At 70.3% G+C, this 23,060-nt stretch carries 18 protein-coding genes; 9 read left to right on the forward strand and 9 right to left on the reverse strand.

Annotated elements, in window-relative coordinates; translation table 11 throughout:
• Nucleotides 1–516: 516 nt before the first annotated feature.
• The 5 genes from LJE69_RS14630 to LJE69_RS14650 form a co-directional block, all read right to left on the reverse strand.
• Nucleotides 517–885 (reverse strand): DUF4351 domain-containing protein, encoded by a 369-nt coding sequence (locus LJE69_RS14630; protein WP_296926357.1) that lies wholly within the window; start codon nucleotides 883–885, stop codon nucleotides 517–519.
• A gap of 71 nt (nucleotides 886–956) precedes the next feature.
• A complete protein-coding gene (gene holA, locus LJE69_RS14635; protein WP_296926359.1) occupies nucleotides 957–1,979 on the reverse strand; it encodes a DNA polymerase III subunit delta in 1,023 nt (340 codons plus the stop codon).
• A 42-nt stretch (nucleotides 1,980–2,021) separates the two neighbouring features.
• On the reverse strand, nucleotides 2,022–2,555 hold the full coding sequence (gene lptE / locus LJE69_RS14640) for an LPS assembly lipoprotein LptE (RefSeq protein WP_296926361.1): 534 nt from the start codon (nucleotides 2,553–2,555) through the stop codon (nucleotides 2,022–2,024).
• Nucleotides 2,555–5,116, reverse strand: a complete 2,562-nt coding sequence (gene leuS / locus LJE69_RS14645) for a leucine--tRNA ligase (RefSeq protein WP_296926363.1) — start codon at nucleotides 5,114–5,116, stop codon at nucleotides 2,555–2,557. The genes lptE and leuS overlap by 1 nt, the downstream gene beginning before the upstream one ends.
• 200 nt (nucleotides 5,117–5,316) lie before the next feature.
• The gene (locus LJE69_RS14650; RefSeq protein WP_296926365.1) at nucleotides 5,317–7,155 is read right to left on the reverse strand and encodes a formylglycine-generating enzyme family protein; all 1,839 of its coding nucleotides are present in this window, start codon (nucleotides 7,153–7,155) and stop codon (nucleotides 5,317–5,319) included.
• A 183-nt stretch (nucleotides 7,156–7,338) separates the two neighbouring features.
• Between LJE69_RS14650 and LJE69_RS14655 the strand changes: the two genes are divergently transcribed.
• Nucleotides 7,339–8,742, forward strand: a complete 1,404-nt coding sequence (locus tag LJE69_RS14655; RefSeq protein WP_296926367.1) for a L,D-transpeptidase family protein — start codon at nucleotides 7,339–7,341, stop codon at nucleotides 8,740–8,742.
• Nucleotides 8,743–8,776: 34 nt separating this feature from the next.
• On the opposite strand, the gene LJE69_RS14660 is transcribed toward LJE69_RS14655, so the two are convergent.
• Both LJE69_RS14660 and LJE69_RS14665 read right to left on the reverse strand, forming a co-directional pair.
• Complete coding sequence (locus LJE69_RS14660; RefSeq protein ID WP_296926369.1) at nucleotides 8,777–9,220, reverse strand: hypothetical protein; 444 nt, start codon at nucleotides 9,218–9,220, stop codon at nucleotides 8,777–8,779.
• Between the two features lie 43 nt (nucleotides 9,221–9,263).
• Nucleotides 9,264–9,665 (reverse strand): hypothetical protein, encoded by a 402-nt coding sequence (locus LJE69_RS14665; protein ID WP_296926371.1) that lies wholly within the window; start codon nucleotides 9,663–9,665, stop codon nucleotides 9,264–9,266.
• A 349-nt stretch (nucleotides 9,666–10,014) separates the two neighbouring features.
• Here LJE69_RS14665 and tagH point away from each other — a divergent pair, with 349 nt between their 5' ends.
• The 8 genes from tagH to LJE69_RS14705 all read left to right on the forward strand — a co-directional run bounded on the left by tagH (nucleotide 10,015) and on the right by LJE69_RS14705 (nucleotide 21,693).
• A complete protein-coding gene (gene tagH, locus LJE69_RS14670; protein WP_296926373.1) occupies nucleotides 10,015–11,874 on the forward strand; it encodes a type VI secretion system-associated FHA domain protein TagH in 1,860 nt (619 codons plus the stop codon).
• Nucleotides 11,875–11,996: 122 nt separating this feature from the next.
• Nucleotides 11,997–12,521 (forward strand): type VI secretion system lipoprotein TssJ, encoded by a 525-nt coding sequence (gene tssJ, locus LJE69_RS14675; protein ID WP_296926375.1) that lies wholly within the window; start codon nucleotides 11,997–11,999, stop codon nucleotides 12,519–12,521.
• A 19-nt stretch (nucleotides 12,522–12,540) separates the two neighbouring features.
• The gene (gene tssK / locus LJE69_RS14680; RefSeq protein ID WP_296926377.1) at nucleotides 12,541–13,875 is read left to right on the forward strand and encodes a type VI secretion system baseplate subunit TssK; all 1,335 of its coding nucleotides are present in this window, start codon (nucleotides 12,541–12,543) and stop codon (nucleotides 13,873–13,875) included.
• A 3-nt stretch (nucleotides 13,876–13,878) separates the two neighbouring features.
• Nucleotides 13,879–15,303: a type IVB secretion system protein IcmH/DotU gene (gene icmH, locus LJE69_RS14685; protein WP_296926379.1), complete on the forward strand. Its 1,425-nt coding sequence runs from the start codon at nucleotides 13,879–13,881 to the stop codon at nucleotides 15,301–15,303.
• Complete coding sequence (gene tssM / locus LJE69_RS14690) at nucleotides 15,300–18,914, forward strand: type VI secretion system membrane subunit TssM (RefSeq protein ID WP_296926381.1); 3,615 nt, start codon at nucleotides 15,300–15,302, stop codon at nucleotides 18,912–18,914. Before icmH ends, tssM begins: the two co-directional genes overlap by 4 nt.
• Nucleotides 18,911–19,654 (forward strand): type VI secretion system-associated protein TagF, encoded by a 744-nt coding sequence (gene tagF / locus LJE69_RS14695; protein WP_296926383.1) that lies wholly within the window; start codon nucleotides 18,911–18,913, stop codon nucleotides 19,652–19,654. The genes tssM and tagF overlap by 4 nt, the downstream gene beginning before the upstream one ends.
• Nucleotides 19,654–20,403 (forward strand): protein phosphatase 2C domain-containing protein, encoded by a 750-nt coding sequence (locus LJE69_RS14700; protein ID WP_296926385.1) that lies wholly within the window; start codon nucleotides 19,654–19,656, stop codon nucleotides 20,401–20,403. The genes tagF and LJE69_RS14700 overlap by 1 nt, the downstream gene beginning before the upstream one ends.
• Before the next feature lie 243 nt (nucleotides 20,404–20,646).
• Nucleotides 20,647–21,693, forward strand: coding sequence for an alpha/beta hydrolase (locus LJE69_RS14705; protein WP_296926387.1), 1,047 nt, complete (start codon nucleotides 20,647–20,649; stop codon nucleotides 21,691–21,693).
• 67 nt (nucleotides 21,694–21,760) lie between these two features.
• On the opposite strand, the gene LJE69_RS14710 is transcribed toward LJE69_RS14705, so the two are convergent.
• Entirely contained in the window at nucleotides 21,761–22,318 is a 558-nt protein-coding gene (locus LJE69_RS14710) for an NADPH-dependent FMN reductase (protein ID WP_296926389.1), read from the reverse strand.
• Nucleotides 22,319–22,455: 137 nt separating this feature from the next.
• Nucleotides 22,456–22,923: a class III extradiol ring-cleavage dioxygenase gene (locus LJE69_RS14715; RefSeq protein WP_296926392.1), complete on the reverse strand. Its 468-nt coding sequence runs from the start codon at nucleotides 22,921–22,923 to the stop codon at nucleotides 22,456–22,458.
• Nucleotides 22,924–23,060: the final 137 nt, after the last annotated feature.

The following is a 23,060-nucleotide window of genomic DNA, read 5'->3' on the forward strand; positions in this document are numbered from 1 at the left end:
GACGGCGACCAGCGCGTCAAGCGGCGAGCCGTACTGGATAGTCTGTTTGCGCATCGCCAGCCTCTCCCGGTGCATGCACTTCTATGGACGACATTGCATGTCGCTTACCGGCAGCATTTTCGATGTCGTCGGGTATCTCAGGACTACGCTCGGTTGCAGCGTACCACTTTGCGTCGTCGTCGCCATGACTCGCTGCCGATCGCGCCGGGGACGGCGCTCCCACGGCGGCCGATCGCGCCGGGGACGGCGCTCCCACGGCGGTGGACGGACTTATGATCAAGGCCGCCGGACTCGACGCGGGGTTGGTCGGTTAATGGGGACGGAGCCGAAGGGGGTGGATTTCCCGCTTCTGGCGGCGACGGCTTACTGATCGGCACTGAGCTCAGTGGCCGCGTTGCGGAGGCGCCTGGGTGCGTTTGGGCAATCGGTCAAGGCGCCGGGCTTGACGGCATCAGCGTAACGCCACGAGGGTCAGCACACGCGGGCGTGTCTACCGCGGCTGTGCTCGCCGCCAACTCAGTGCAATAGGACATCCACAGATTCGGCCGTCAGGATGCGCTCGGACCAATTTAGCAAGGTCTCGGCATCCGCGCTGAGGACACGCTCGCGCACGGCCTCGCTCGGCGTGCCGAATTTGCGCTCGATCAGACGCAGCAGTACCGCGGCCTCGCCTTGCTGACGACCTTGCTCACGGCCTTGCGCGCGACCTTGCTCAATGCCTTGCTCAATGCCTTGCTCGCGGCCTTGCTCGATGTAGCGGTCGATGAAGGTCTGCATGATTGGATCTCCCGTGGATGTCTGTTGCAGCAGTTGCCTGACCTCGGGCTCTTCGAGGCGTCCGGTGCCTTGGACGTAGTAGCGCAGGAGGGATTCCAGAATCTCCACCGCCGTCTCGCGGTCTTCGATTCGCACAGGGGCGAAGCCGACGTGACCTTGGCCTAGTCCGCGCCTTGCAGCTACCGGCCCGCCCGCGCCGCCGTGGCGGCGAGGCCGTCGGCGATCTCGGCGAGCACGCGCCAGGGATCGGCGGCAGAGCGGCCCTTGACGGCGAGGTCGGCGTCGGCGCAGCGGGCGAGCAGCGCCCAGAGGCTCGGCAACGGCAGCCGGCGTGCGGCGGCGATGACCTCGTTGCGGCGGTATTCGGTAACCTTGTGCTCGCGCAGCACGGCGGCGGTATTACCGCGGTTGGCCAGTGCGAAGCCGACGGCGGCGAGCTTGCGCAGCTCGCGGGCCAACACCCAGAGCACCAGGGCCGCGGCCGTGCCCTCGGCTTGCAGGGCACGCAGCACGCGGTCGGTGCGGGCGCGGTCGCCGGCGAGGGCGGCGTCGCTCAAATCGAACAGGTCGTAGCGGGCGCTGTCGTAGACGCTCGCCAGCAGGGCCTCGGCGTCCAACGGCCCGGGTTGGCGCAGCAGCTTGAGCTTCTCGACCTCCTGCGCGGCGGCGAGCAGATTGCCCTCTACCCGCTCGGCCAGCAGCGCCAGGGCATCGTCCGTCGGCCGGAAACCGGCCTGCACCAGACGCCCGCGCAGCCACTGCTGGAGCCGCTGCCCCTGGGGCTGGCGCACCTGCACGATGACGCCCGCTTGGTCCAGGGCCTGCGCCCACTTCGACGAGAGCGTCTTCCAGTCCAGCTTTGGGGCGACGATCAGCAGCAGCACGTCGCCCGCGGCGGCGGCACAGTAGCGGCGGATGGCGTCAGCGCCGTCGCGGCCGGGGCCCTCGCCCGCCAGCCGCACCTCGATGAGCCGCCGCTCGGCGAACAGCGACAGGGACGCCGCGGCATGATCGAGGGCGGTCCAGTCGAACTGGGCGTCGGCCTCCAGGCAGGTGCGCTCGCTGAAGCCCCGGGTGCCGGCCGCGGTGCGCACCGCGGCGGCGGCCTCGCCGAGCTGCAGCGGCTCGTCGCCGAAGATCAGGTAGATCGGCGCCAGCGCGCGCTCGAGGCCGGCGTCGAGCTGGGCGGGATCAAGCCGCATGGGTCCGGCAATCCAGGCGCGGGCGCGGACAGCGGGGACGGCTCATGTGCTGCCCGCACCCGCGGCCGCGGCCGCCGGGCGATTCGCCAGCGCCGCGCGCAACCGCAGCAGCACCTGATCGGCGGCGTCGTCGGCCATGTCCGAATAGATGATGTCGGACTCCTCCTGCTCGCCCAGCACGGAGACATTCGGGTTGTCGTCGAAGGTGCGGTCGAGCGAGAGCACCTGAGGCTTGATGACGAATTGGCCCTGGCGATCCGTCGCCGCGAACTTCACGCGATAGGTCAGCATGTAGGCCAACGCCTTGCCGCCGGAATCCACGGCCACGACCCGGGAATCGCGATCCTGGGACAGGATGTCGATCACCAACCCGGCATCGCGCGGGTCCGTGGTGCTCTGCACGCCGCTGCCGGCGAGGCGGGTCTCGACGCTGCGCCCGACCAGCCCGCCACCGCGCACGAACACCGGGCTCAGGCCGGGCGGGACGTTCACGCTGCCACGCAACTGGTAGCCGCAGCCGACCAGCCCCACTGACAGCAGCAGCAACGACAGCAGCAGTGCGATGGCCGGCCGCATCACTTCGCCACCACGTTGACGAGCTTGTTCGGCACCACGATGACCTTGTGCACCGTCTTGCCCTCGATGAAGCGCTGCACGTTGGCATCCGCCAGCGCCGCGGCCTCGATGGCGTCGCGCGCGGCGTCCACCGGCACCTGCACCTTGCCGCGCACCTTGCCGTTCACCTGCACCACGTACTGGATGCTGTCCTGCGCCAGGGCGTCCTCGTCCACCGCCGGCCAGCCGGCCGCCAGCACGTCGTCGCCGAAGCCGAGCTCCCGCCACAGGTGATGCGCCAGGTGCGGCGCGATGGGCGCCAGCAGGCGCAGCACGATGCCGAGCCCCTCGCGCAGCACCCCGGCCTGCGCGGGATTGCCGGCATCGAGCTTGTAGAGGGCGTTGACCATGGTCATGCAACCGGAGACCACGGTGTTGAACTGCTGGCGTTCGTAGTCGAATAGGGCCTTCTTCAGCGCCGCATGGACCTCCCGCCGCGCGGTGGCCGCGGCGTCGTCGGCGGCGTCCACCGCCGCTGCCGTGAGCGCCGCCTCGGCGCTGCCGGCCGCCAGCGTCCACAGCCGGCGCAGGAAGCGCGCGGCGCCCTCGACGCCCTCGTCGGACCACTCCAGCGACTGCTCCGGTGGTGCGGTGAACATGGTGTAGAGCCGCACCGTGTCGGCGCCGTAGCGCTCGATCAGTGCCTCCGGGTCGACGCCGTTGTTCTTGGACTTGGACATCTTCTCGACGCCGCCGAAGGTGACCGGCTCGCCGTCCGCCTTCAGCACGCCGCCGATGAGCTTGCCTTTGTCGTCGCGGCTGACCTCCACCTCGGCCGGGTTGTACCAGGTGCGCTTGCCCTCGGCGTCCTCCCGGTACCAGGTCTCGGCGATCACCATGCCCTGGGTCAGGAGCCGCGCGAAGGGCTCGTCAGAATCCACCAGCCCCTCGTCGCGCATCAGCTTGTGGAAGAAGCGCGCGTAGAGCAGGTGCAGCACGGCGTGCTCGACGCCGCCGACGTACTGGTCCACCGGCAGCCAGTACCGGGCGCGCTCGTCGAGCATGGCCGTGTCGCAGTCGGCGGAGCAGTAGCGGGCGTAGTACCAGCTCGACTCAAAAAAGGTGTCGAAGGTGTCCGTTTCTCGAATCTCCCCTGCGGGCAGCTTCGAGAAGGAATCCATCTTTTTCAGCGGCGAGCCGGAGCCGTCGACGACGACGTCTTCCGGCAGTCTGACGGGCAGGTCGGTTTCGGGGCGAACGCCGCCGTTGGGGGTGTGGACCACAGGGATAGGACAGCCCCAGTAGCGCTGGCGCGAGACGCCCCAGTCGCGGAGCCGGAAGTTGACGCGCTTCTCGCCCTTGCCGCGCTCGTGGAGCCAGTCGGCGATGGCGTCGAACGCCTGCTCGGAGGTGAGGCCATCGAAGGGACCGGAGTCGACGAGTACGCCCTTGTCCACGTAAGCGCCGGCATCGATGCCGCACTCCCCGCCGTCGGCCGCGACGATCACCTGCTTCCTCGGGATGCCGTAGCGCTCGGCGAACTCCCAGTCGCGCTGGTCGTGCGCCGGCACCGCCATGACGGCACCGGTGCCATAGCCCATGAGCACGAAGTTGGCCGCGAAGATGGGCACCGGCTCGCCGGTGATGGGGTGGATGGCGTCGAGGCCGAGGCGGTGACCCTTCTTCTCCATGGTCTCCAGCTCCGCCTCCGTCGTGCCGCCCTGGCGGCACTCGTCGATGAAGGCGGCGAGTGCCGGGTCATGCTCGGCACGGGCACGGGCCAGCGGGTGCTCCGCGGCGACGGCGACGTAGGTGACGCCCATCACCGTGTCCGGGCGGGTGGTGTAGATGCCAAGGACCTCGTCACTGCGCTCGATGCCGAAGTCCATGTAGACGCCCTCGGAGCGGCCGATCCAGTTGCGCTGCATGGTGCGCACCTGCTCCGGCCAGCCGTCCAGCGTGTCGATGGCATCCAGCAGCTCCTGCGCATAGGCGGTGATGCGCACGGACCATTGCTCGATCTCGCGCTTCTCGACGGGCGCCCCGGAGCGCCAGCCCTTGCCGTCGATGACCTGCTCGTTGGCGAGCACGGTCTGGTCCACCGGGTCCCAGTTCACCGTCGCCTTGGCACGGTAGGCGAGCCCCTTTTCCATCAGCCGCGTGAACAGCCACTGCTCCCAGCGGTAATAGTCCGGGTCGCAGGTGGCGAGCTCGCGCGACCAGTCGTAGCCGAAGCCGAGCCGCTCCAGCTGGCCCTTCATGGTCTCGATGTTGGCCCGCGTCCACTGCGACGGCGGGATGCCGTGCTTGATGGCGGCGTTCTCGGCGGGCAGGCCGAAGGCGTCCCAGCCCATGGGCTGGAGCACGTTCTTGCCCAGCATGCGCTGGTAGCGGGCGATGACGTCGCCGATGGTGTAGTTGCGCACGTGGCCCATGTGCAGCCGCCCCGAGGGATACGGGAACATGGACAGGCAATAGAACTTCTCGCGGTCCGGGTCTTCCACGGCGCGGAAGCTCTGGCTGGACGCCCAATACTGCTGCGCCGCCGCCTCGACGGCGCCGGGATCGTACTCGCTCTGCATGGGTTTCAGGGATCTCGTGTAAACAAGGCGACGCGGGCAAGCGCCCCGGCCGCCGGACAAGCCGGCGCGGCCGCTGGCGCACAGGAGCCGATGATGAAGCCCGCGCGGTTGCCGCAGAGGATACCGTATCGTCGCGGTGGACTGGGACCCGCTGCCCGCAACGACGGCGCGCGCCGTTGCCGGGACTCGGTCACCGGGACTCAATCGAGGGCGCGGGCGATGCGAAAGCCGATGTCGCTGTTGCGCGTCCCGGGCTCGGACCAAAGCCGCGTCGCCGAGCGCAGATAGCCCGGCTCGAAGCGCCAGCCGCCGCCGCGAATCACGCGCCGGCCGCAGCCGCGACTGGACAACAGGGCGGCGTCCTCGGCGCGCGCCGCCACCTTGGGCACCTGACCATAGGCGGGATGCCAGCAATCATGCACCCACTCCCACACGTTGCCGTTCATGTGATACAGCCCCCAGGGGTTCGGCGGCAGCACCGTCGCGGGCAGGGTCTGGCCCCGAAAGATGCCGGTGCGGGCACCGCAATCGGCATAGTCGAACACGCCGTTGTAGTTGGCCTGCTCGGTATGGATGCAGCCGCCGGTGGCGAACGGCGTGGTGGTCCCGGCACGGGCGGCATACTCCCACTGCGCCTCCGTGGGCAGAAAGTAGCGCTTGCCGGTCTCCGCGCTGAGCCAGCGGACATAGGCGACGGCATCGTCCCAGGAGACGTTGATCACCGGCCGGTTGCCGCGCCCCCAGCCGTTGTCGGGCGGCAGCGGCCTGCCGGTGGCGCGGGCGAAGCGGTCGTACTCGGCGAATGAGACCTCGGCGATGCCCAACGCGAAGGGCTCGACGCCCATGCGATGCACCGGCCCCTCGCCGGCATGGCGCTCCGGCTCGCCGGCGGCGGAGCCCATCTGGAAGAAGCCGCCCGGCAACGCCGCCAGCTCCGGCCCGCGGCCACCGCTGCGCAGCGAATCGCTGAACAGCGTCACCTGGCCATCGACGAAGACCCGGTTGAAGACGCGGGGCGCTGCCTGATGCAGCACCTTGAGGGCGGCCACTTGCACGTCCCGGGAGGTATCCTCTCCCGCCATGAACAGCGCCAAAGGCCCGAGCAGCGCCAGGCCCAGGAGCCGCAACGGCAGCCGCAACAGCGCGCCGAGGCGCCCATAGTGTCGGTGGTCAGCCCGGCGCCGAGACCGGACAGGGCCGAGAGAACGCCGCGCCCGGCGCGCCGACGGTTGCGTCCGCACGTCGGCGCACGAAGCGCGTGCGACGCCCCTTGTAATCCGGGGTGCGGCCATATTGGAGCATGCGCGCTCGGCAGACTCAGCGCCCTGCGGCGCGGCTGGATGCCGGGCCAGGACCAGCCCCCCGCGCTCCATGTGGCTCAGCCACAATCGAGGCACATCCACGCGCTCGTCCGGTGCCGTATCCTGGCGCAGCCACTGATAGACATCACCGACCGTGACGACGCCCTGCGCGGCTGCCGTCAACCGCTCCGTCAGCCACGGACCCAGCAGCCGCCGCGACGGCATCGCGCCGCGATCGGCAACGAAGGGCGCGCCGGCGGCGCTCGCAAGGACCGCGGTATCGGCGATCCTCATCCGCTCTTGGGCCAGCACCACCTGATTGCCGGACGCGCTGCCGGCCGCGGTGAACCCCATGTCCAACAGCACCACCCGGCGCGTGCAAACGCTGAGCCTTGCGTTGTTCATGATGTTCGCGAGCGACAGCGCATGAGGCGGGCGCAGGGTCCCGTTGTACCCCGGCAGCAGCACGTGGGCACGCCCGGCAGCATCCAGCGCACCCGCGCCGGCAACATAGAGCAGCAGGAGATCGCCGCGCCGGCCCGCCGCCGACCAGTCCAGCAGCGCCCGCGTCAGTTGTGCGCGGTCCGGATTGAACAGCGTGCGGACGTACTCGAAACGGCTGCAACTGGACTGCAGCACCTCGCGCAGCGGGTCGAGGGCAGCCAGCGGCGTGCAGGGCGGAAGCGGGACGTCCGGAGCATAGTCGTCCACGCCAACCAGGAGGGCGTATTTCGCCACGAACGTAACGGAGTGCGCATCATGAAGGAAGCACCGATAAGTCTATCGGCGAATAACTCATAATACCGTGCGTAGTGCGCGCTCTTCGCGCATGCCGACCGTGCGGCCGGCCCACGCCGCGCCCTGCCGCCAAGACGGATTCGTCCACGCCGCGCCGCGGCTCGTGCAACAAGCCTTTGCTCCATGCCGGTCAATCCGTTAACGTCATACACCTACGCCGTTGGCGCCATCCCGCGCCCCTCCACGGAACGATCGATGACCGCAGCACGTATCCCCTTCTCCTCGTCGCACCTAACCCGCGCATCAGTTCTCGCCATCTGGCTTCTGAGCGCCGGCGGGTGCGCCCAGATCACCTTCCCCGAGCTACCCTCGGGGCTGTTCGCAAGGCCCGCGCCTGAGGCTTCGGAGCAGAAGGCGGCCGACAAGGAGGCGGCTGCGGCCGACAAGGCAGCCGAAACGGCCGAGCCGGCAGAGGCCGATCGCGCAAAAGAGGCGGCAAAGGTACGCAAGCCCGGCAAGCTTTACGAATGGGACGGCGATGGGCAGGCGCTCACCCGCATCGTCATCGACACCAACGAGCAGACGGCGACGTTCTACGCGGGCGACCAGCGCGTGGGCTGGAGCACCATCGCCTCGGGCGTACCCAGTCATCCGACCCCGCGTGGCGAGTTCACGATCCTGGAAAAGGCGCGCGACAAGCGCTCCAACCTCTACGGCAAGATCGTCGGTCGTAACGGCCGGGTGATCCGCGGCAGCGCGGATGGCAATGATCCGGTGCCGCACGGCGCACGCTTCGTGGGCGCCAGCATGCCCAATTTCATGCGCCTCACCTACGACGGGATCGGCATGCACGCCGGGCCGATCCCCAGGCCAGGGCACCCCGCCTCGCACGGCTGCATCCGGATGCCGCCGAAAATTGCCGCCGCCGTGTACGCGCACACCAGCCCCGGCACGGCCGTCACCGTCGTCGGCAAAGGTCCGAACTACGGCAACTATGCCGAGCGCGTCGCGCGCCAGCAGGCCGAGGAGCGCGCCCGTCGCGCGGCCGCCGCCGCCGCACAGAAGGGCACGGCGCTGGACGCCCTGGATGCGGAGATCGAAGTGATGCAGGATGCCGACGTCGGCAGCACCGGCGCAGCAGCATCGGCGGGCGGGAGCAAGCCGGGCAGCGCGACGACTGAAGCGAGCGCTGCCGAAGCGGGTAAGCAGGCGGCCGGCGCCAAGGAGTCGGCGGCCGGACCAAAGTCGCGCGGCAACGCGTCCGGCTCGGGCTCCGCGCCCGCGCGCCCCGCCGAGACCGCGCCGGAGGCGACGCGCACCGATACGCAACCCGGGGAAGCTGCAGCGTCCGGAGGTGATGGAGCAAGCGCCACAGCCCCCGCCGATGCCGGCGCCGCGGCCACGCAACCCGGCAGCGGCTCACGCCAGGAGCAGCCCGTTGCGCCCGACGCGGAACCCGCCACGACGCCGGAGAGCGCGCCGGCGCAACCGGCGGAGTCCGCGGAACCTCACCCGTATTACCCGCCGGCGCCGCCGCCCACCATCCGTTCCGCGGGATCGGCGCCGAACCACGCCGAGGACGCCTGAGGCACGCCCCATAGCAGCGGCGGGCGCGACCGAATCAGCCCAGCACGTGCTCGTAGGCCAGGCGCAGCAACTCCAGTTCCGGCCGCGGCAGCCCACGCGCCGCGGTCAGATCGATGAACTCGGCGCCGGCAGCCGCGGCGGCGCCCAGCGGCGGGTCGATGTCACTGAAATGCGCCAGATGGACATCGGCATGATCGCCGTCCACCACCACCCGGCAACGAAAGCCGCCGTCGGCCTCGATGCAGCCGCGCGGCAAGCCGAGCGCCGCCTCCGCAGCCCGCAACAGCATGCCCGGATGCGTCCTGAGCGTTGCGCCTGCCCCGGCCGATTCCGGCATGTCGCCGCCCCCCACCTCGACACGCGCGTCCGCCGCAATCGGGCCGTCGCTACAGATGCCGCCGTGCGCGTGACGCAGGAAGCGCAGCCGCGCGCTGGTGCGCTGCTTGTGGTAGAGGACCAGGTAAGGTGTCGCGTGCATGGCTCGCCTCCGCTAGAGGCATTTTAGGGTTGTAGGCGCCGCCTCAGGGCGCCGCCAGCAAGCGCAGGTCCGCACGCGGCGTGCCGCCGCCAGCCGCTGCATCGGCCGCTGCACCAGTCGCTGCACCGGCCCAGGCCTCCACCGCCTCGACGAACCAGCGCGGGTCCCGCGGGTGCATGCGCACCAGGTCGAACTCCCCGAAGCAACTGCCATCGCCGTGGAAGACCAGCATGCCGATGCGGTAGCCGCGGGCATCCAGCCATTCGCCCACGAGGGTTTCGGCGCCGGAGGCGGCATCCCGCTCCAGGCGGTACGCGGCGCCGTCCGGCACACAGCCGGCGAGCACGCCGGTACCGAACCACCGCTCGGCCTCGCGACGCAGGGCGGCGCAGAGGGCATCGGCGCGCGGGCGCAGTTCGTTGATGCGTTGTTGCAGGCAGTCCATGCCGATGGTCCAAGCAGATTACATGCCGACGCCCCACCCACGCGGAATTCGGCACTTACGCCTCGATGGCGGCACACCTTCGGCGCAAAGCGGCCAATTTGTCGGCAATACCACAAACCAGCAGGGGAATGGCGGCGCGTCCTGCCTCGCACCGGATGCGCCGATGAATCGGCGGAACGTAATTAACCCAAGTTTGTCAATAACCGCCCGGCAGCAAATCAGACGCACTGTCGGATAACCATCCGAGAACCAGAATAGCCCGCATGAATAGATCGGGAGTTTCGCTATACTCGCTCGACAAAAGCCCTATCCCGACATCACCTGACAAGACCGCGCCTGCACGCACCGCATGCATCTCACGCTCGAAGTCACCGCCGTCTCCGGGCAGCCGCCGCAGACACCGTTGCGGCTGCAGCTCCGCGAGGGCAGCCGGCTCCTTGGTCGCAATCCCGACAACGATCTGGTGCTGGAAGATCCCGAGCGCATGGTCTCGGGGTTGCACGCCCGCGTGGAAGCAGGCGGCATGGCCTTCGTGCTGATCGACCTCAGCACCAACGGCACCTACCTCAACGACGCCCCCGACCCGCTGCCGCGCAATCAGCCGACGCCCCTGCAAGACGGCGACATGCTGCAGATCGGACCCTATGACATCGCCGTGGCCGTCGCCGAGGACACGGAGCCCGACACGGCCGAGCTACCGGCGGAGGAGCCGCCACCGCCACCGGTGCCGGGCTTTGCCACGCACATGTACGCACCGTCGGCCGATGCACCCGCCGAGGCAGCACCGGAGCCATCCCAACCCAACCTTGATTTCTTCACCGAGCCGTCGCCCGGGCGCGCACTTCACGCCGAGCCGCACGCCGCCGACGACCTGCTGCCCGGTCTGGAACAGCCCGGCGCCGGCGCGGACATCCTGGACCTGCTCGGCGGCGGCGACCAGCCAAGCGACGGCAGGCTCCTGGAGCAGGCCGCCGACCCGTTTGCGGAACGGCCCGGCGTCGATGACCTGCTCGCCGACCCGGACGCGGGCCGGGAGGCCACAGCGACCCCGACGCCGGTGGACCAGGTGTTCTTCCAGCCGCCGTCCAGCGCACACGGCGACGAGCCGATTCCCGACGACTACGACCTCCTCGGCGACATCGAGCCGCCGCCGGCCAGCGCTGGAGCGTCCGGTTTCGACGCCGATGTGACACGTCCCTCCGAGCCGCTCGCAACACCGCAACCACCGGCGCAGGAGCCGCCCGCCGCACCCACAACGGACGCTCGGACCGAGCCCGTGCCCTTCGCCGACAGGGTGCCGGAGCGTGAGCCGTCCGACTGGTCCGGCGGCGGCAGCCCCGCCACGCCGGAGCCGCCCGAGCCGGAGCGCCGGCCGACCCGGCCTAAACCCGCGCCCTCCAGACCAGCTGCCACGGCGCCCGCGCCCATCGAGCACCCGCCCGCGGCGGCGGCCGACGGCTTCGCCGCTGCTGGCACGGCCATGCCGGACGCGGCGGCGGAGACAGCCGCGCACGCAGCACCGCCCGGGGCGACGCCCCCACTGCGCCCGGAGCCCGGCCGCCGCGCGACACCGCCGGCAGCATCGCACGCGCCGACGACGGCAGCCGGGCAGACGGCGCTGGATGCGTTTCTTGCCGGCCTCGGCACGGGCGACGCATCCCAGGTCGCGGACCCGGATGCATTTCTGCGCGGTGCCGGCGCGCTGCTGCGCACCCTGGTCGCCGGTCTCAGCACCACCCTGATGGTGCGCACCCAGTTCAAGAGCGAGATGCGCCTCGGCGTCACCACCATCCGCGCCGCCGAGAACAACCCGCTCAAGTTCTCGGTGTCGGTGGAGGATGCCCTGGAGCGGTTGCTGCTGCGCGAAACGCACGGCTTCATGCCGGCGCAGGAGGCGGCGAAGCAGGGATTCGAGGACATCCAGGCACACGAAATGGCGATGATCGCCGGCCTGCGCTCCGCGCTGGACGAGTTGCTGGGGCGCTTCGCACCGGACGCGCTGGCGGCGGAGCTCGACGACAAGAGTCTCGACAAGGTACTGCCCATGGCGAAAAAGGCCCGCTGCTGGGACCTGCTCGGCGAGCGCCACGCCAAGATCCGCGCCGCGGCGTCGGAAGACTTCATGAAAGTGTTCGGCGACGCCTTCTCCCGGGCGTACGACGAACAGGTCGCGCTGCTCGCCCGAGCGCGCCGGGAGCGCGGGCATTGACGGCGCGCCCTCCCGCAGGTCGTCAGTGCAAGCGCTCGCGGGGCCGCCATGACGATCCCGGCCGCCGGCGCATCGGCGGCGGCCAAGCCATACCCACTCCAGCCCCCCAAGAACCTGGCCCCATGATGCAGACCAATCGCAGTCGCCGAGCCTTCCTTGGCAAAATCTGGACGCTCGCGCTCGCGGGCAGCGTCGCCGTGGCCTCGACCGGCTGCGGTGGCAAGAAGGCGCAGAAGGCGCCGCCGGCGCCGTTGCCACCGCCGGCACCGAAACCGCCGCCGCGGCTGGATATCGAAGTCAAAGCCGCCAGCAACGCCAACGCCGGCGGCTTGCCCATCGTCGTGCGCGTCTACGAGCTGAAGTCGCCGGGCGCCTTCAAGAGCGCCGACTTTTTCTCCTTGTATAACGACGAAGTGCCGACCCTCGGCGATACCCTCGTGTCGCGCCAGGAGATGACCCTGGCCCCGGGCCAGTCCGAGGCCATCCACAAGGAGCTGAGCCCCGGCGCGGCCTATCTCGGCGTGCTCGGCGCCTTCCGCAACATCGACAGCGCCCAGTGGCGCAGCGTCGTGCCCCTCGCGGGCGACGCGGACAACAGCCTGTCGGTGACGGTCGGTTCCGACGCCATTCGCATCCAAACCCTCTGAGACCGCCGGACAGCAGACCATGGCTTTGGACAACCGCGTGCTCTGGTCGGAGGGGATGTTCCTTCAGCCCCAGCATTTCCAGCAGCATGACCGCTGGATCGAGTCCCAGGCGCATGCGCGCACGGCGCTGCGCGCCTGCTTCCCATGGGGGCTCCAGCATCTCGTCCTCGACCGCGAGCAGCTCGACCTCGGCAAGTTCGCCGTCACCGAGTGCGCCGGCATCCTGCCGGATGGCACCCTCTTCGACGCCCCGGCCTCGGACCCGCTGCCGGAGCCACTCGACCTGGTGGAGGACGACGCGGGCCAGCTGATCTACCTGGCCCTGCCCCTGGCCCGCCCCAACGCGGTGCAGAGCGGCCCGACGGACAGCACCGAGCCGACGCTGCGCTACCGCAGCGGCGAGGAGACCGTCCGGGACAACGCCGGCGCCGGCGCCGGTGAGACGCTGCTGAACGTCGGCCGGCTCGACCTGCGCCTGAGCCGCGAGCGCGATGTGCGCGACGGCTTCTCGTGCTGCGGCATCGCCCGGGTGCTGGACTGCCGGGCCGACCGCAAGGTGACGCTGGACCTGCGCTACATCCCGCCCGTGCTCGACATTGCGGCATCCAACCTGTTGCGTGACTTCATCGAGGAGCTGCAAGGGCTGCTGCACCGCCAGGGCGAGGCCCGCGCGGCGCGGGTGCGCGGCGTCGGCCGTGGTGGCGTCTCCGACTGGGCGGACTTTCTGCTATTGCAGCTCATCAACCGCGCCGAGCCCGTCGTGGTGCACTGGACCCGCACCCAGGGCCTGCATCCGGAGCTGCTCTACCGCGGGCTGGTTGCCCTCGCCGGCGAGCTCGCGACCTTCTCCAGCGACGCCAAGCGTGCCCCGGAGTTTCCGCCCTACCGCCACGACGACCTGCAGGCGAGCTTTCTGCCCGTGATCGAGCGCCTACGGGACTACCTCAGCCGCGAGACCGTCGAGCGCGCCGTATCGATCCCGATCCAGGAGCGCAAGTACGGCTTCCGTATCGCGCTCGTGCAGGACCCGTCGCTGTTCGTCAACGCCCGCTTCGTGCTCGCCGGGCAGGCCCAGGTGGCCTCTCAGGTGCTGCGCAACCGCTTCCCGACGCAGGTGAAGATCGGTCCCATCGACAAGATCCAGGAGCTGGTCAAGCTCGCGCTGCAAGGCGTGGCGCTGCGACCGCTGCCGACGCCGCCGCTGGAGATCCCGTATCACGCGGGCTTCGATTACTTCGAGCTCGACCGCAGCAGCGATCTGTGGCAACAGCTCACCGCCGGCGGCGGCTTCGGCCTGCACGTGGGCGGGGACTTTCCGGGGCTGCAACTGGAGCTCTGGGCGATCAGGGAATAGGCCGTGACCGACGAAGAAAAACCCTTCCTGACCCAAAACAACCCCGGCGCCACGGTCATCCGGCCGACGCCCGGACACCGCCGCCCGATGCCACGGCAGAAGCAGCCGCAATCCGGTGCGCAATCCGTGCCGCAGCCGGCGCCGCAACAGATGCCGCCACCTGGCGCGACGCACCCCGGCGCCGCTCCCCTGCCCGGAGCCCTGCCGGGAGCCATGACCGACAACCCGCTGGTGTCCTGCGCCACCGATCTCTTCACCGTCGCCGGCCAGCTTCGCGGCAGCCCCGGCCACGCGGACCCCACCGGCCTGCTGGAGCGGCTCATCGGCCAGGTACGCGCCTTCGAGCAGTGTGCGCGCGGCAAGGGTCTCGCCGACCAGGTGGTCCTGCCGGCACGCTACATGCTGTGCGCGCTGCTGGACGAGTCGGTGCTGGACACCCCCTGGGGCAGCCAGAGCATCTGGGCCTCGCGTGGCCTGCTGGTGAGCTTCCACAAGGAGACCTGGGGCGGCGACAAATTCTACAGCGCGTTGGAGAAGCTGCTCACCTACCCGGCCGGCAACCTGCACCTGCTGGAGCTCATGTACCTCTGCCTGGCCATGGGCTTCGAGGGCAAGTACCGCATCCGCGACGGCGGCCGGGCGCAGCTGGAGCAGATCCGCGAGCACCTCTATCAAACCATCCGCGCCCAGCGCCAGGAGCCGGAGCCCGAGCTCTCGCCGCACTGGCGCGGCGTCACGGCGCAGCGCGACCCGCTGCTACACCAGCTGCCGCTGTGGGTCTTCGCCGGGCTGGCGGGCCTGCTGCTGCTGGCGCTGTTCGCCGTCTACACCTTTGCGCTGAGCAGCGACTCGAACCCCGCCTTCCTCGAGCTCGCCGCGCTGGACAAGCGCCTGGCGCCCATGCCGGAGCGCAGCGTCGAGCCCATCAAGCGCGTGGCGCCCGAGCCGCCGCCACCCGACGCACCGCCGCCGCCACCGACCTTGCGGGAGCTGCTGGCGCCCGAAGTCGCCGCCAACCGGCTCCAGGTCGTGAACCGCCCGCGTGGCGAGACTGTGCTGCTGGGGGGCAGCGCCATGTTCGCCTCCGCCAGCGACCAACTGCAGCCACCCTTCGTGACCCTGGTGCGCCGCGTCGGTGACGCGCTGAAGCAGTTGCCCGGACAGGTGCTGGTCACCGGCCACTCGGACAGCGCGCCGATCCACACCCTGCGCTTTCCGGACAACTACGCCCTGTCCCAGGCGCGGGCCGAGTCAGTCATGCGCCTGTTGGTGGACGAGACCGGCGAGCCCGCGCGCTTTACTGCAGAAGGCCTCGCGGCCACCGAGCCACTCATCCCCGAGAACCCGCGCGATGCGCGCAACCGCCGGGTCGAGATCATGCTCATCGGCGCACACGGCGGCACGGCCCGCGGGCGGGTGGCACCATGAAAGGCTGGTTCCGCTTCCTGGGCTCGGGCTGGTTCCTGTCCCTGCTGGGCGTCGTCGCGCTCGCGCTGCTGATCTGGTTCGTCGGTCCGCTGCTCGGCTTCGCCGGCAAGGACCCGCTGGCGTCGTCTGGCGTGCGGCTTGCGATCATCGGCGCCCTGTTCGCCATCTGGGCCATCGTGCAGGTGCTCTTGCTACTGCGCGCCCGCGCTCGCAACCGCAAGCTGGTGGAGCAGCTCGCCGAAGACGGCGAGCCCGGCATGGACTCGGCGGAGGTGGCCTCGGCGGAGGAGCTCACCACCATCCGCAGGCGCTTCCACGACGCGCTCGCCGTGCTCAAGCGCGGCGACATGCGCCGCCGGCTCGGCGGCCAATGGCTCTACCAACTGCCCTGGTACCTCATCATCGGTCCGCCCGGCTGCGGCAAGACCACGGCGCTGGTGAACTCCGGTCTGCGCTTCCCGCTCGCCGAGGAGTTCGGCAAGAACGCCATCGAGGGCACCGGCGGCACCCGCAACTGCGACTGGTGGTTCACCGACGAGGCCGTGCTGCTGGACACTGCCGGGCGCTACACCACCCAGGACAGCTACGCCGAAGTGGACAGCGCCGCCTGGACCGGCTTCCTCGGCATGCTCAAGCGCTACCGCCCGCGCCGGCCCATCAACGGCGTGCTGGTGGCACTGAGCCTGTCGGACCTGATCCAGCAAACGGACACCGAGCGCGAGGCCCACGCGCGCGCCGTGCGCAAGCGCGTGCAGGAGCTCTACACCCAGCTCAACCTGCGCTGCCCCATCTACGTGGTCTTTACCAAGGCGGACCTGATCGCCGGTTTCAACGAGTTCTTCGCCGACCTGGGCCAGGAGGAGCGCCACCAGGTCTGGGGCTTCACCCTGCCGTTCGACCCGGCCGACGACGCCGGCCAGCCGCTGGCGGGCTTCTCGGCGGAGTACCGCGCGCTGGTGCAGCGCCTGGACGAGCGGCTGCTGGCGCGCATGCAGGAGGAGCGCGACGGCGGCAAGCGGCGGCTGGTGTTCAGCTTCCCGCGCCAGTTCGCGCTGCTGGAGGAGCGCATCCAGCGCTTCCTGCAGGATGCCTTCGCACCCAGCCGATTCGATCGCAAGCCGCTGGTTCGGGGCGTCTACTTCACCAGCGCCACGCAGATGGGCACGCCCATTGACCGGGTGCTCGGGGCGATCGCCGCCAACTTCGGCGTCGGCGGCGCCGGGCCGCGGCCCTTTCATGGCACGGCGAAGAGCTTCTTCGTCACTCGAATGCTGCGCGACGTGGTCTTCGCCGAGGCGCCGGTGGCGGGGCTGGACCCGCGGCTCGAGCGCCGCAGGCTATGGCTGCGCCGCGGCGCCTTCGCCGCGCTGGGCCTGGTGGCGCTCCTGGCCCTCACGGCCTGGACCGTCAGCTACAGCCGCAACCGCGCCTACGTGGACGATGTCGAAGACAGCGTGAAGGTCATCGACGAGCGCATCGACAGCCTGTCGCCGAAGGACCGCGACCCGCTGGACGTCCTGCCGCTGCTGGATGCGGTGCGCGACATCCCGGGTGGCTACGCCGACCGCGGCAAGCCGGTGCCGTTGAGCATGGGCCTCGGGCTGTACCAGGGAGACAAGCTCGGCTCCCAAGCCAACCGCGCCTACCGGCGCATGCTGCACCGGGTGCTGCTGCCACGCGTGATCCTGCGCCTGGAAGACCAGATGCGCGCCAGCGCCGGCGACTCCGAGCGCCTGTTCCAAGTCCTGCACGTCTACCTGATGCTGGACGACCCGGACAGGTACGACCCCGACATGGTGCGCGACTGGGTCACCGCCGACTGGCTGGAACAGGTACCGAGGGAGACCACCAGAGCGCAACGCGATGCCCTCGCCGGACACCTGGATGCGCTGCTCGGCGAGCCGCCGGTGCCGCTGCCACTGGACCTCGATGGCGGGCTGATCGAGCAGGCACGCGACATCCTGAACACGGGTCCCCTGTCGCAGCGCATCTACGACCGCCTCAAGAACGTCGGCTTCGGCGACGACCTGCCGGACTTCACCATCCCGGAGGCCGGTGGCGATGAGGCCAGCCTGGTGCTGACGCGCCCGAGCGGCAAGTCCATCACCGCGGGCATCCCGGCGCTGTACACCTATGCCGGGTACTGGCGAGACTTCGACCCGACCGTGCGCGCGCTGATCGCCGACGCCGCCGCCGACGGCTGGATCTATGGCCCCGATGCGGAGGTGACACCGGACGGTGCCGACGCGGACGCGCTCCTCGAACAGGTGCGCGAGCGCTACCTGCACGACTACGCGGAGCACTGGACCGACTTCCTGGACGACATCGACGTGGTACAGGCGCGGGACATCCAGCACGCCGCGAGCATCGCACGGGCACTAGCGGACCCCAAGCGCTCGCCGCTGCGCCGGGTGCTCACGGCAGCCGCCGATGAGACCGAGCTGGACCGCGTCGAGCCGGCCGCGGGCGATGCCGGCAACGCCAAGGCCGATGCCGCGTCCGGCGTACTCAAGCGGCGGGCCGGGATGGTCATCGACCAGCGCATCGGCACCACCGGTGCGGAGCTGCGCCGGGCCCTGAGTGCCACCTCCAGCGCCGGAAGTGCCGCGCCGGGTCGTGCCGGCGAGCCGCCGGAGACCTACGTCAGCGACCGCTTCGCCTGGCTGCGGGACCTGGTGCGCGCCGACGGCGGCCAGCAACCGCGGATCGAGCGCATCCAGCAAGAGCTCGGCCAATTGCAGACGCGCCTGGAGGCCATCGACAGCGCCCAGCGCAGCGGCCGCGGCGTCCTCGCCGCCGGCGAGGGGCAGCAGCTACAGCAACTGGAACAGCAGACGGCGCAGATGCCGGCCGTGCTCGCCAATGTCGTCGACGGCCTGGTGCAGGACAGCGCCACCCTCATCGCCGGCGGCGCACGCGCGGACATCAACAAGCACTGGACCGCCGAGGTGCTGCCTTTCTGCCGCGAGGCCATCGGCAATCGCTACCCATTCAGCAGCGGCAGCACCCGCGACACGACCCTGCAGGACTTCGGCCGGCTGTTTGGCCCGGACGGGCTCATCGACGGCTTCTTCAAGCAATACCTCGCGCCCTTCGCCGATACCTCCCGCGCCCGCTGGCGCTGGAACACGAACGGCGTCGGCATCCCGGACAGCGCGCTGGCGCAGTTCCAGCGCGCCGCGGACATCCGTGAAGCCTTCTTCGCCACCGGCGGCAAGCTGCCGGCGGCGGCATTCGCGCTGACGCCCGACACCATGGACCCGCAGGCGGTACGCTTCGCGCTGGACATCGGCGGCCAGGTACTGACCTATCAGCACGGACCACCAAAGCCGCAGACCATGCAGTGGCCGTCAGCCGACGGCCAAGGGCGCGCGCGCATCGCCTTCACAGGCGTCAACGGCAGAGAGATCGGCGACACCAGGAACGGCGCCTGGGGCTGGTTCCGCCTGCTGGACCGGGCGCAATTGAGCGCCACCGGCCAGGAAGAGCTGTACCGGGTGCGCTTCGCCCTGGGCGGCATGTGGGCCAAGTTCGAGCTGCGGGCGGCGAGCGTGCGCAACCCCTTCCATCTCGCTGCACTGCGCAGCTTCCGCTGTCCGGAGCGCCTATGAACCCAGCCGGCTCCAAGGCCACCGGACGCGCCGGCACGGATGACGCGCCGGGGTTCTTCGGCAAGCTGCCGACCCTGGGCGATTTCGTCAATCGCCGCCTGCCACGGCAGTTCCTGGAACCCTGGGATCGGTGGCTGCAGCAAGTGCTGGCGGAAAGCCGCGGCCAGCTCGGCGATGCCTGGCTGGACGCCTACCTGGTGAGTCCGCTGTGGCGCTTCGTGCTGTCGCCCGGCATCGCCGGGCGCAACGCCTGGGCCGGCGTGATGATCCCGAGCGTGGACCGCGTCGGGCGCTATTTCCCACTCACGCTGGCGCGGGTCGTGCCGGCCAATGCAGACTGCTTCCGTTTGCTTTGCGCCCACGACTGGTTCGGGCAGATGGAAGACCTCGCCCTCTCGACGCTGGAGGACGACTTCGACCTGCAACGCTTCGATGCGGGCCTGCTGCGCCTGCCACCGCCGCCCGTGCAGTTGCAGGCCGGCGCCGGCATCGACGGCGGCCACGCCGACACCTGGCAGCTCGAGGCGAGCGAGGCGGCCCTGCCGAGCGCCGCCAGCCGGCTGCTGCGGCACGCGCTGGAGGACGCCTTCCTGTCCTACAGCCTGTGGTGGAGCGCCGGCTCCGAGCACGTCAGCGCGAGCCTGCTCACCTGCCAGGGGCTGCCGGCGCCCGCGGCCTACATGGCCATGCTCGGCGGCGACTGGTCCGCCGGCGGCTGGACCCGGCTCGGCAGCGCCTGATGCCGATCTCCGACCAAGCCGGCGGCCACAGCGCGGGTCGGCCACGCTGGATCTCGGCGGGCGCGACCGACCAGGGCCGCGTGCGCAACGTCAATCAGGATGCCTACCTGGACCGGCCCGAGCTCGGCCTTTGGGCGGTGGCCGACGGCATGGGCGGACACGCCGAAGGCGCCCATGCGAGCCGTGCCATCATCGATGCCCTGGCGGCGCTGCCGCGCACTGCCCTGCTCGGCCGGCGGGCACGGGCCATCATCACGGCGCTGCGGCGCGTGAACGACGACCTGCTGGCGTACGCCGCCGCGATGCGGGCGGACCTCATCGGCAGCACCGTCGTGGTGCTGACTGCCGCCCGCAACCACGCCGCCATCCTCTGGACGGGCGACAGCCGCGTCTACCGGCTGCGCGCTGGCCAACTGGACTGCCTGACCACGGACCACAGCCAGGTGCAATTCCTGGTCGACGAGGGCCTGCTGGCACCGGAGCTGGCCGAATCGCATCCGTCGGCCAACGTGCTGCTGCGCGCCGTCGGCAGCGAGGAAGACCTCAAGGTCGACTACCGCTTGGAGCGGCTTCAGGCCGGCGACCGCTTCCTGCTCTGCAGCGACGGCCTCTATCGGGAGCTGGACAACGCGGCACTGACCAGCTTGCTCGCTAACGATGGACCCGGACGCAGCGCTCCAGAACTGGTGCGCCAGGCCTGTGAGCATGGCGGCCGCGACAACGTGACCGCCGTCGTAATGAGCGTCTAGGGCTCGACCCGCCGCGATCCGGCGAGAGCCTCACGACACCACGGCCGTTCCCGTGACCCTGGCAGCGGCGGTTGGTCGCTCCCCAGGGTGCGTCCCGCCTGGTGTCCAGCCAGGTACTCCAGCCAGGCACGCCGGCCAGGCACAACGATGCGGCATAGACGCTCTATCCCAGTGGCCCGCGGCAGCGGAGGTGCCGCACCCAGGCGGCACCGGGCTATCGGCGCCCAGGTCGCGGCACCGAGAGTGCCGCTCCCACACCGCGCCGGCACGACCCCGTGGCTCGTGCTGCGTGCGCCCGGCAACCTGCGCGTGCTGCTCTGGCTCTGCTGCTGCCTCGCGGGCTGTGCCGGACCGCCGCGCGGCCCGGAGCAGGTGGCAAGCCGTGCCGGCCTCGCGGCCGGCTGGGTCCAGGGGCAGGGCTTCCGCCACCGGATCTTCCGCAACAGCGCATTTGCGGACGCAGACCGACCGCTGCACGTCTACCTCGAGGGTGACGGCCTGCCCTTCCTCACCCCGACCCGCATCAGCGCCGATCCCACGCCGCGGAATCCGCTGGCACTGCGCCTGCTGGTGCGTGATCCCGCCCCCGCCGTCTACCTGGGGCGGCCCTGCTACCACGGCGAGGCCCACGCCGCCGGCTGCACGCCGCGGCTGTGGACCGATGCCCGCTATGGCGAGCGCGTGGTGGCGAGCATGGCCGCCGCGCTGCGCCGACTCGCGGGGCGGGAGCGGCCGCTGGTGCTGATCGGCTACAGCGGTGGCGGCACCCTGGCGATGCTGCTGGCGCCGCGGCTCGGCAACACCGTCCGGGTGGTGACTATCGCCGGAAACCTGGACGTCGCGGCCTGGACGCAATACCACCGCTACACACCGCTCGGGGGCTCGCTGGACCCTGCCACGCAAGCGCCGCTGCCGGCAAACATCACCCAACTGCACCTGGCCGGCGCCGGCGACCGCCGGGTACCGCCGCGGCTCCTGGCGCCGGTGGTGGCACGGCAGTCGAATGCCGTGCTCGTCGTACTACCCGGCTTCGATCACACCTGCTGCTGGGAGGCGCAGTGGCCGGCCCTGCTCGCCCGCAGACCAGAAAGGGCCAAGGGCCAAGGGCCGGAATGGCACCTGCGGTCGCTTCTTGGGCCTCAGCCCTCGGCCCTTGGCCCTTGGCCCCCCGCGCTCGGCGCTCGGCGCTTGAAGCAATCCAGCGAGGCGTTCCCTCAGACCGACGAGTCAGGAGGATCGCTCTCGCAGTCCGAGCAGCGATCGTGGTCGTGGTCGTGGTCGTGGTCGTAATCATGGTCGGGTAGTCGATTACGGCAACGATAACGACAACGAAAGCAAAGTTGGGAGAAACGCTGCACTAGGTGTGGCGTTCCACCCAGGCCGCGAACGCCCGCATGAATGCCGCCAGGAACTCGCGTGTCGCCGCGTTGGTCACCTCACCCGCGTCGTCGAACAGGTCGCCGCCGTGGCCGATATAGGCTTCCGGCTGCGCCATGGCGGGCATGTCGAGGAACACGAGCGACTGGCGCAGATGGTGGTTTGCCCCGAAGGCGCCGAGGGCACCGGGCGAGAGGCTGATCACGGCACAGGGCTTGCTTGCCCAGGCACTCTGGCCGTAAGGACGCGAGCCGACGTCGATGGCATTCTTGAGCGCGCCCGGAACCGAGCGATTGAACTCGGGCGTGACGAACAGCACCCCCTGTGCGGCGCGGATCTGCTCGCGGAAGACGAGCCATTCCCGGGGAGCGATTCCTTCGTCGAGGTCGGCGTTGTAGAGCGGTAAGGCGCCAATCTCGACGATCTCCAACTTGAGCGCGGCAGGCGCCAGCGCGCCGAGCGCGAGGGCCAGCTTTCGGTTGAGCGATTCCTTGCGCAGACTTCCAACCAGTACGGCAATGCGGTAAGGCGTGTTCATTGGTTGCTCCGTTGATCATTCATGGCATCGAGACCGTGCGAGGCACGCTCGGCCTCGCGGCTTTCGGATCTTCTGATTGCTAGGCCGCCACGACGGTGCCGGAGATGACGCCGGCGACGGGACGCCCCGGATGCCCGCTACGACGCTCCAAGCGATTCCCGTCGAGCGTCAAGGGCCGCCTCGAACGCCGGCTGCACGGCGGGCGAGACGGCGAAGCCGTAGGCGTCCATGCCGATGACGCCGTAGGTGAGCCCCCCCGGGAGGCGGACGGAGCGACTCCACTCATGGCCGGCAGCACCAATGGCGATGAACAGCGGCTGCCAGTGCTCCTCGGTGGGGTGTGCCCGCCGGGCATCGGGGGCGCGTCGGCGGTAGTCGCAGAGCGCTTCGAGGTCACCCGCGGCAAGCGTGCCTGCGGCCCAGTCCATCAAGCGCGCGGCATAACCGCCTTGCGCGTCGTCTCCCGGACGCACGTCGCCCAGATTGTGGGTCAGGCTGCCGGAGGCGAGGATGAGCACGCCGGATGCCCGCAGCGGGCTCAGCGCCCGGCCAATCGCCAGCAGGACCTTGGCGGCGTCGGTCACGGGCAGCGACAGCTGCACCACCGACTAGAACGGCCCGCGGCCGGGGCAGCCGCATCCCCAGGGCCTGCAGGGCGCGGCCGGCGGCTCCCGGCTCCAAGGCAAAGGTTGGTGCGCCGTGGGAAACGAAGAGGGACGGTAGATTCATCGGTGGTGCCGGA

It is taken from the genome of Thiohalocapsa sp., from assembly GCF_022340605.1.
Taxonomy (GTDB): Bacteria; Pseudomonadota; Gammaproteobacteria; order Chromatiales; family Chromatiaceae; genus Thiohalocapsa.

Excerpts from the sequence above, each read along its gene's own strand:
- holA (WP_296926359.1), bottom strand. The coding sequence starts at position 1,979 with ATGCGGCTTGATCCCGCCCAGCTCGACGCCGGCCTCGAGCGCGCGCTG.
- lptE (WP_296926361.1), bottom strand. The coding sequence starts at position 2,555 with ATGCGGCCGGCCATCGCACTGCTGCTGTCGTTGCTGCTGCTGTCAGTG.
- leuS (WP_296926363.1), bottom strand. The coding sequence starts at position 5,116 with ATGCAGAGCGAGTACGATCCCGGCGCCGTCGAGGCGGCGGCGCAGCAG.
- LJE69_RS14655 (WP_296926367.1), top strand. The coding sequence starts at position 7,339 with ATGCCGGTCAATCCGTTAACGTCATACACCTACGCCGTTGGCGCCATC.
- LJE69_RS14660 (WP_296926369.1), bottom strand. The coding sequence starts at position 9,220 with ATGCACGCGACACCTTACCTGGTCCTCTACCACAAGCAGCGCACCAGC.
- LJE69_RS14665 (WP_296926371.1), bottom strand. The coding sequence starts at position 9,665 with ATGGACTGCCTGCAACAACGCATCAACGAACTGCGCCCGCGCGCCGAT.
- tagH (WP_296926373.1), top strand. The coding sequence starts at position 10,015 with ATGCATCTCACGCTCGAAGTCACCGCCGTCTCCGGGCAGCCGCCGCAG.
- tssJ (WP_296926375.1), top strand. The coding sequence starts at position 11,997 with ATGATGCAGACCAATCGCAGTCGCCGAGCCTTCCTTGGCAAAATCTGG.
- tssK (WP_296926377.1), top strand. The coding sequence starts at position 12,541 with ATGGCTTTGGACAACCGCGTGCTCTGGTCGGAGGGGATGTTCCTTCAG.
- tssM (WP_296926381.1), top strand. The coding sequence starts at position 15,300 with ATGAAAGGCTGGTTCCGCTTCCTGGGCTCGGGCTGGTTCCTGTCCCTG.
- tagF (WP_296926383.1), top strand. The coding sequence starts at position 18,911 with ATGAACCCAGCCGGCTCCAAGGCCACCGGACGCGCCGGCACGGATGAC.
- LJE69_RS14700 (WP_296926385.1), top strand. The coding sequence starts at position 19,654 with ATGCCGATCTCCGACCAAGCCGGCGGCCACAGCGCGGGTCGGCCACGC.
- LJE69_RS14710 (WP_296926389.1), bottom strand. The coding sequence starts at position 22,318 with ATGAACACGCCTTACCGCATTGCCGTACTGGTTGGAAGTCTGCGCAAG.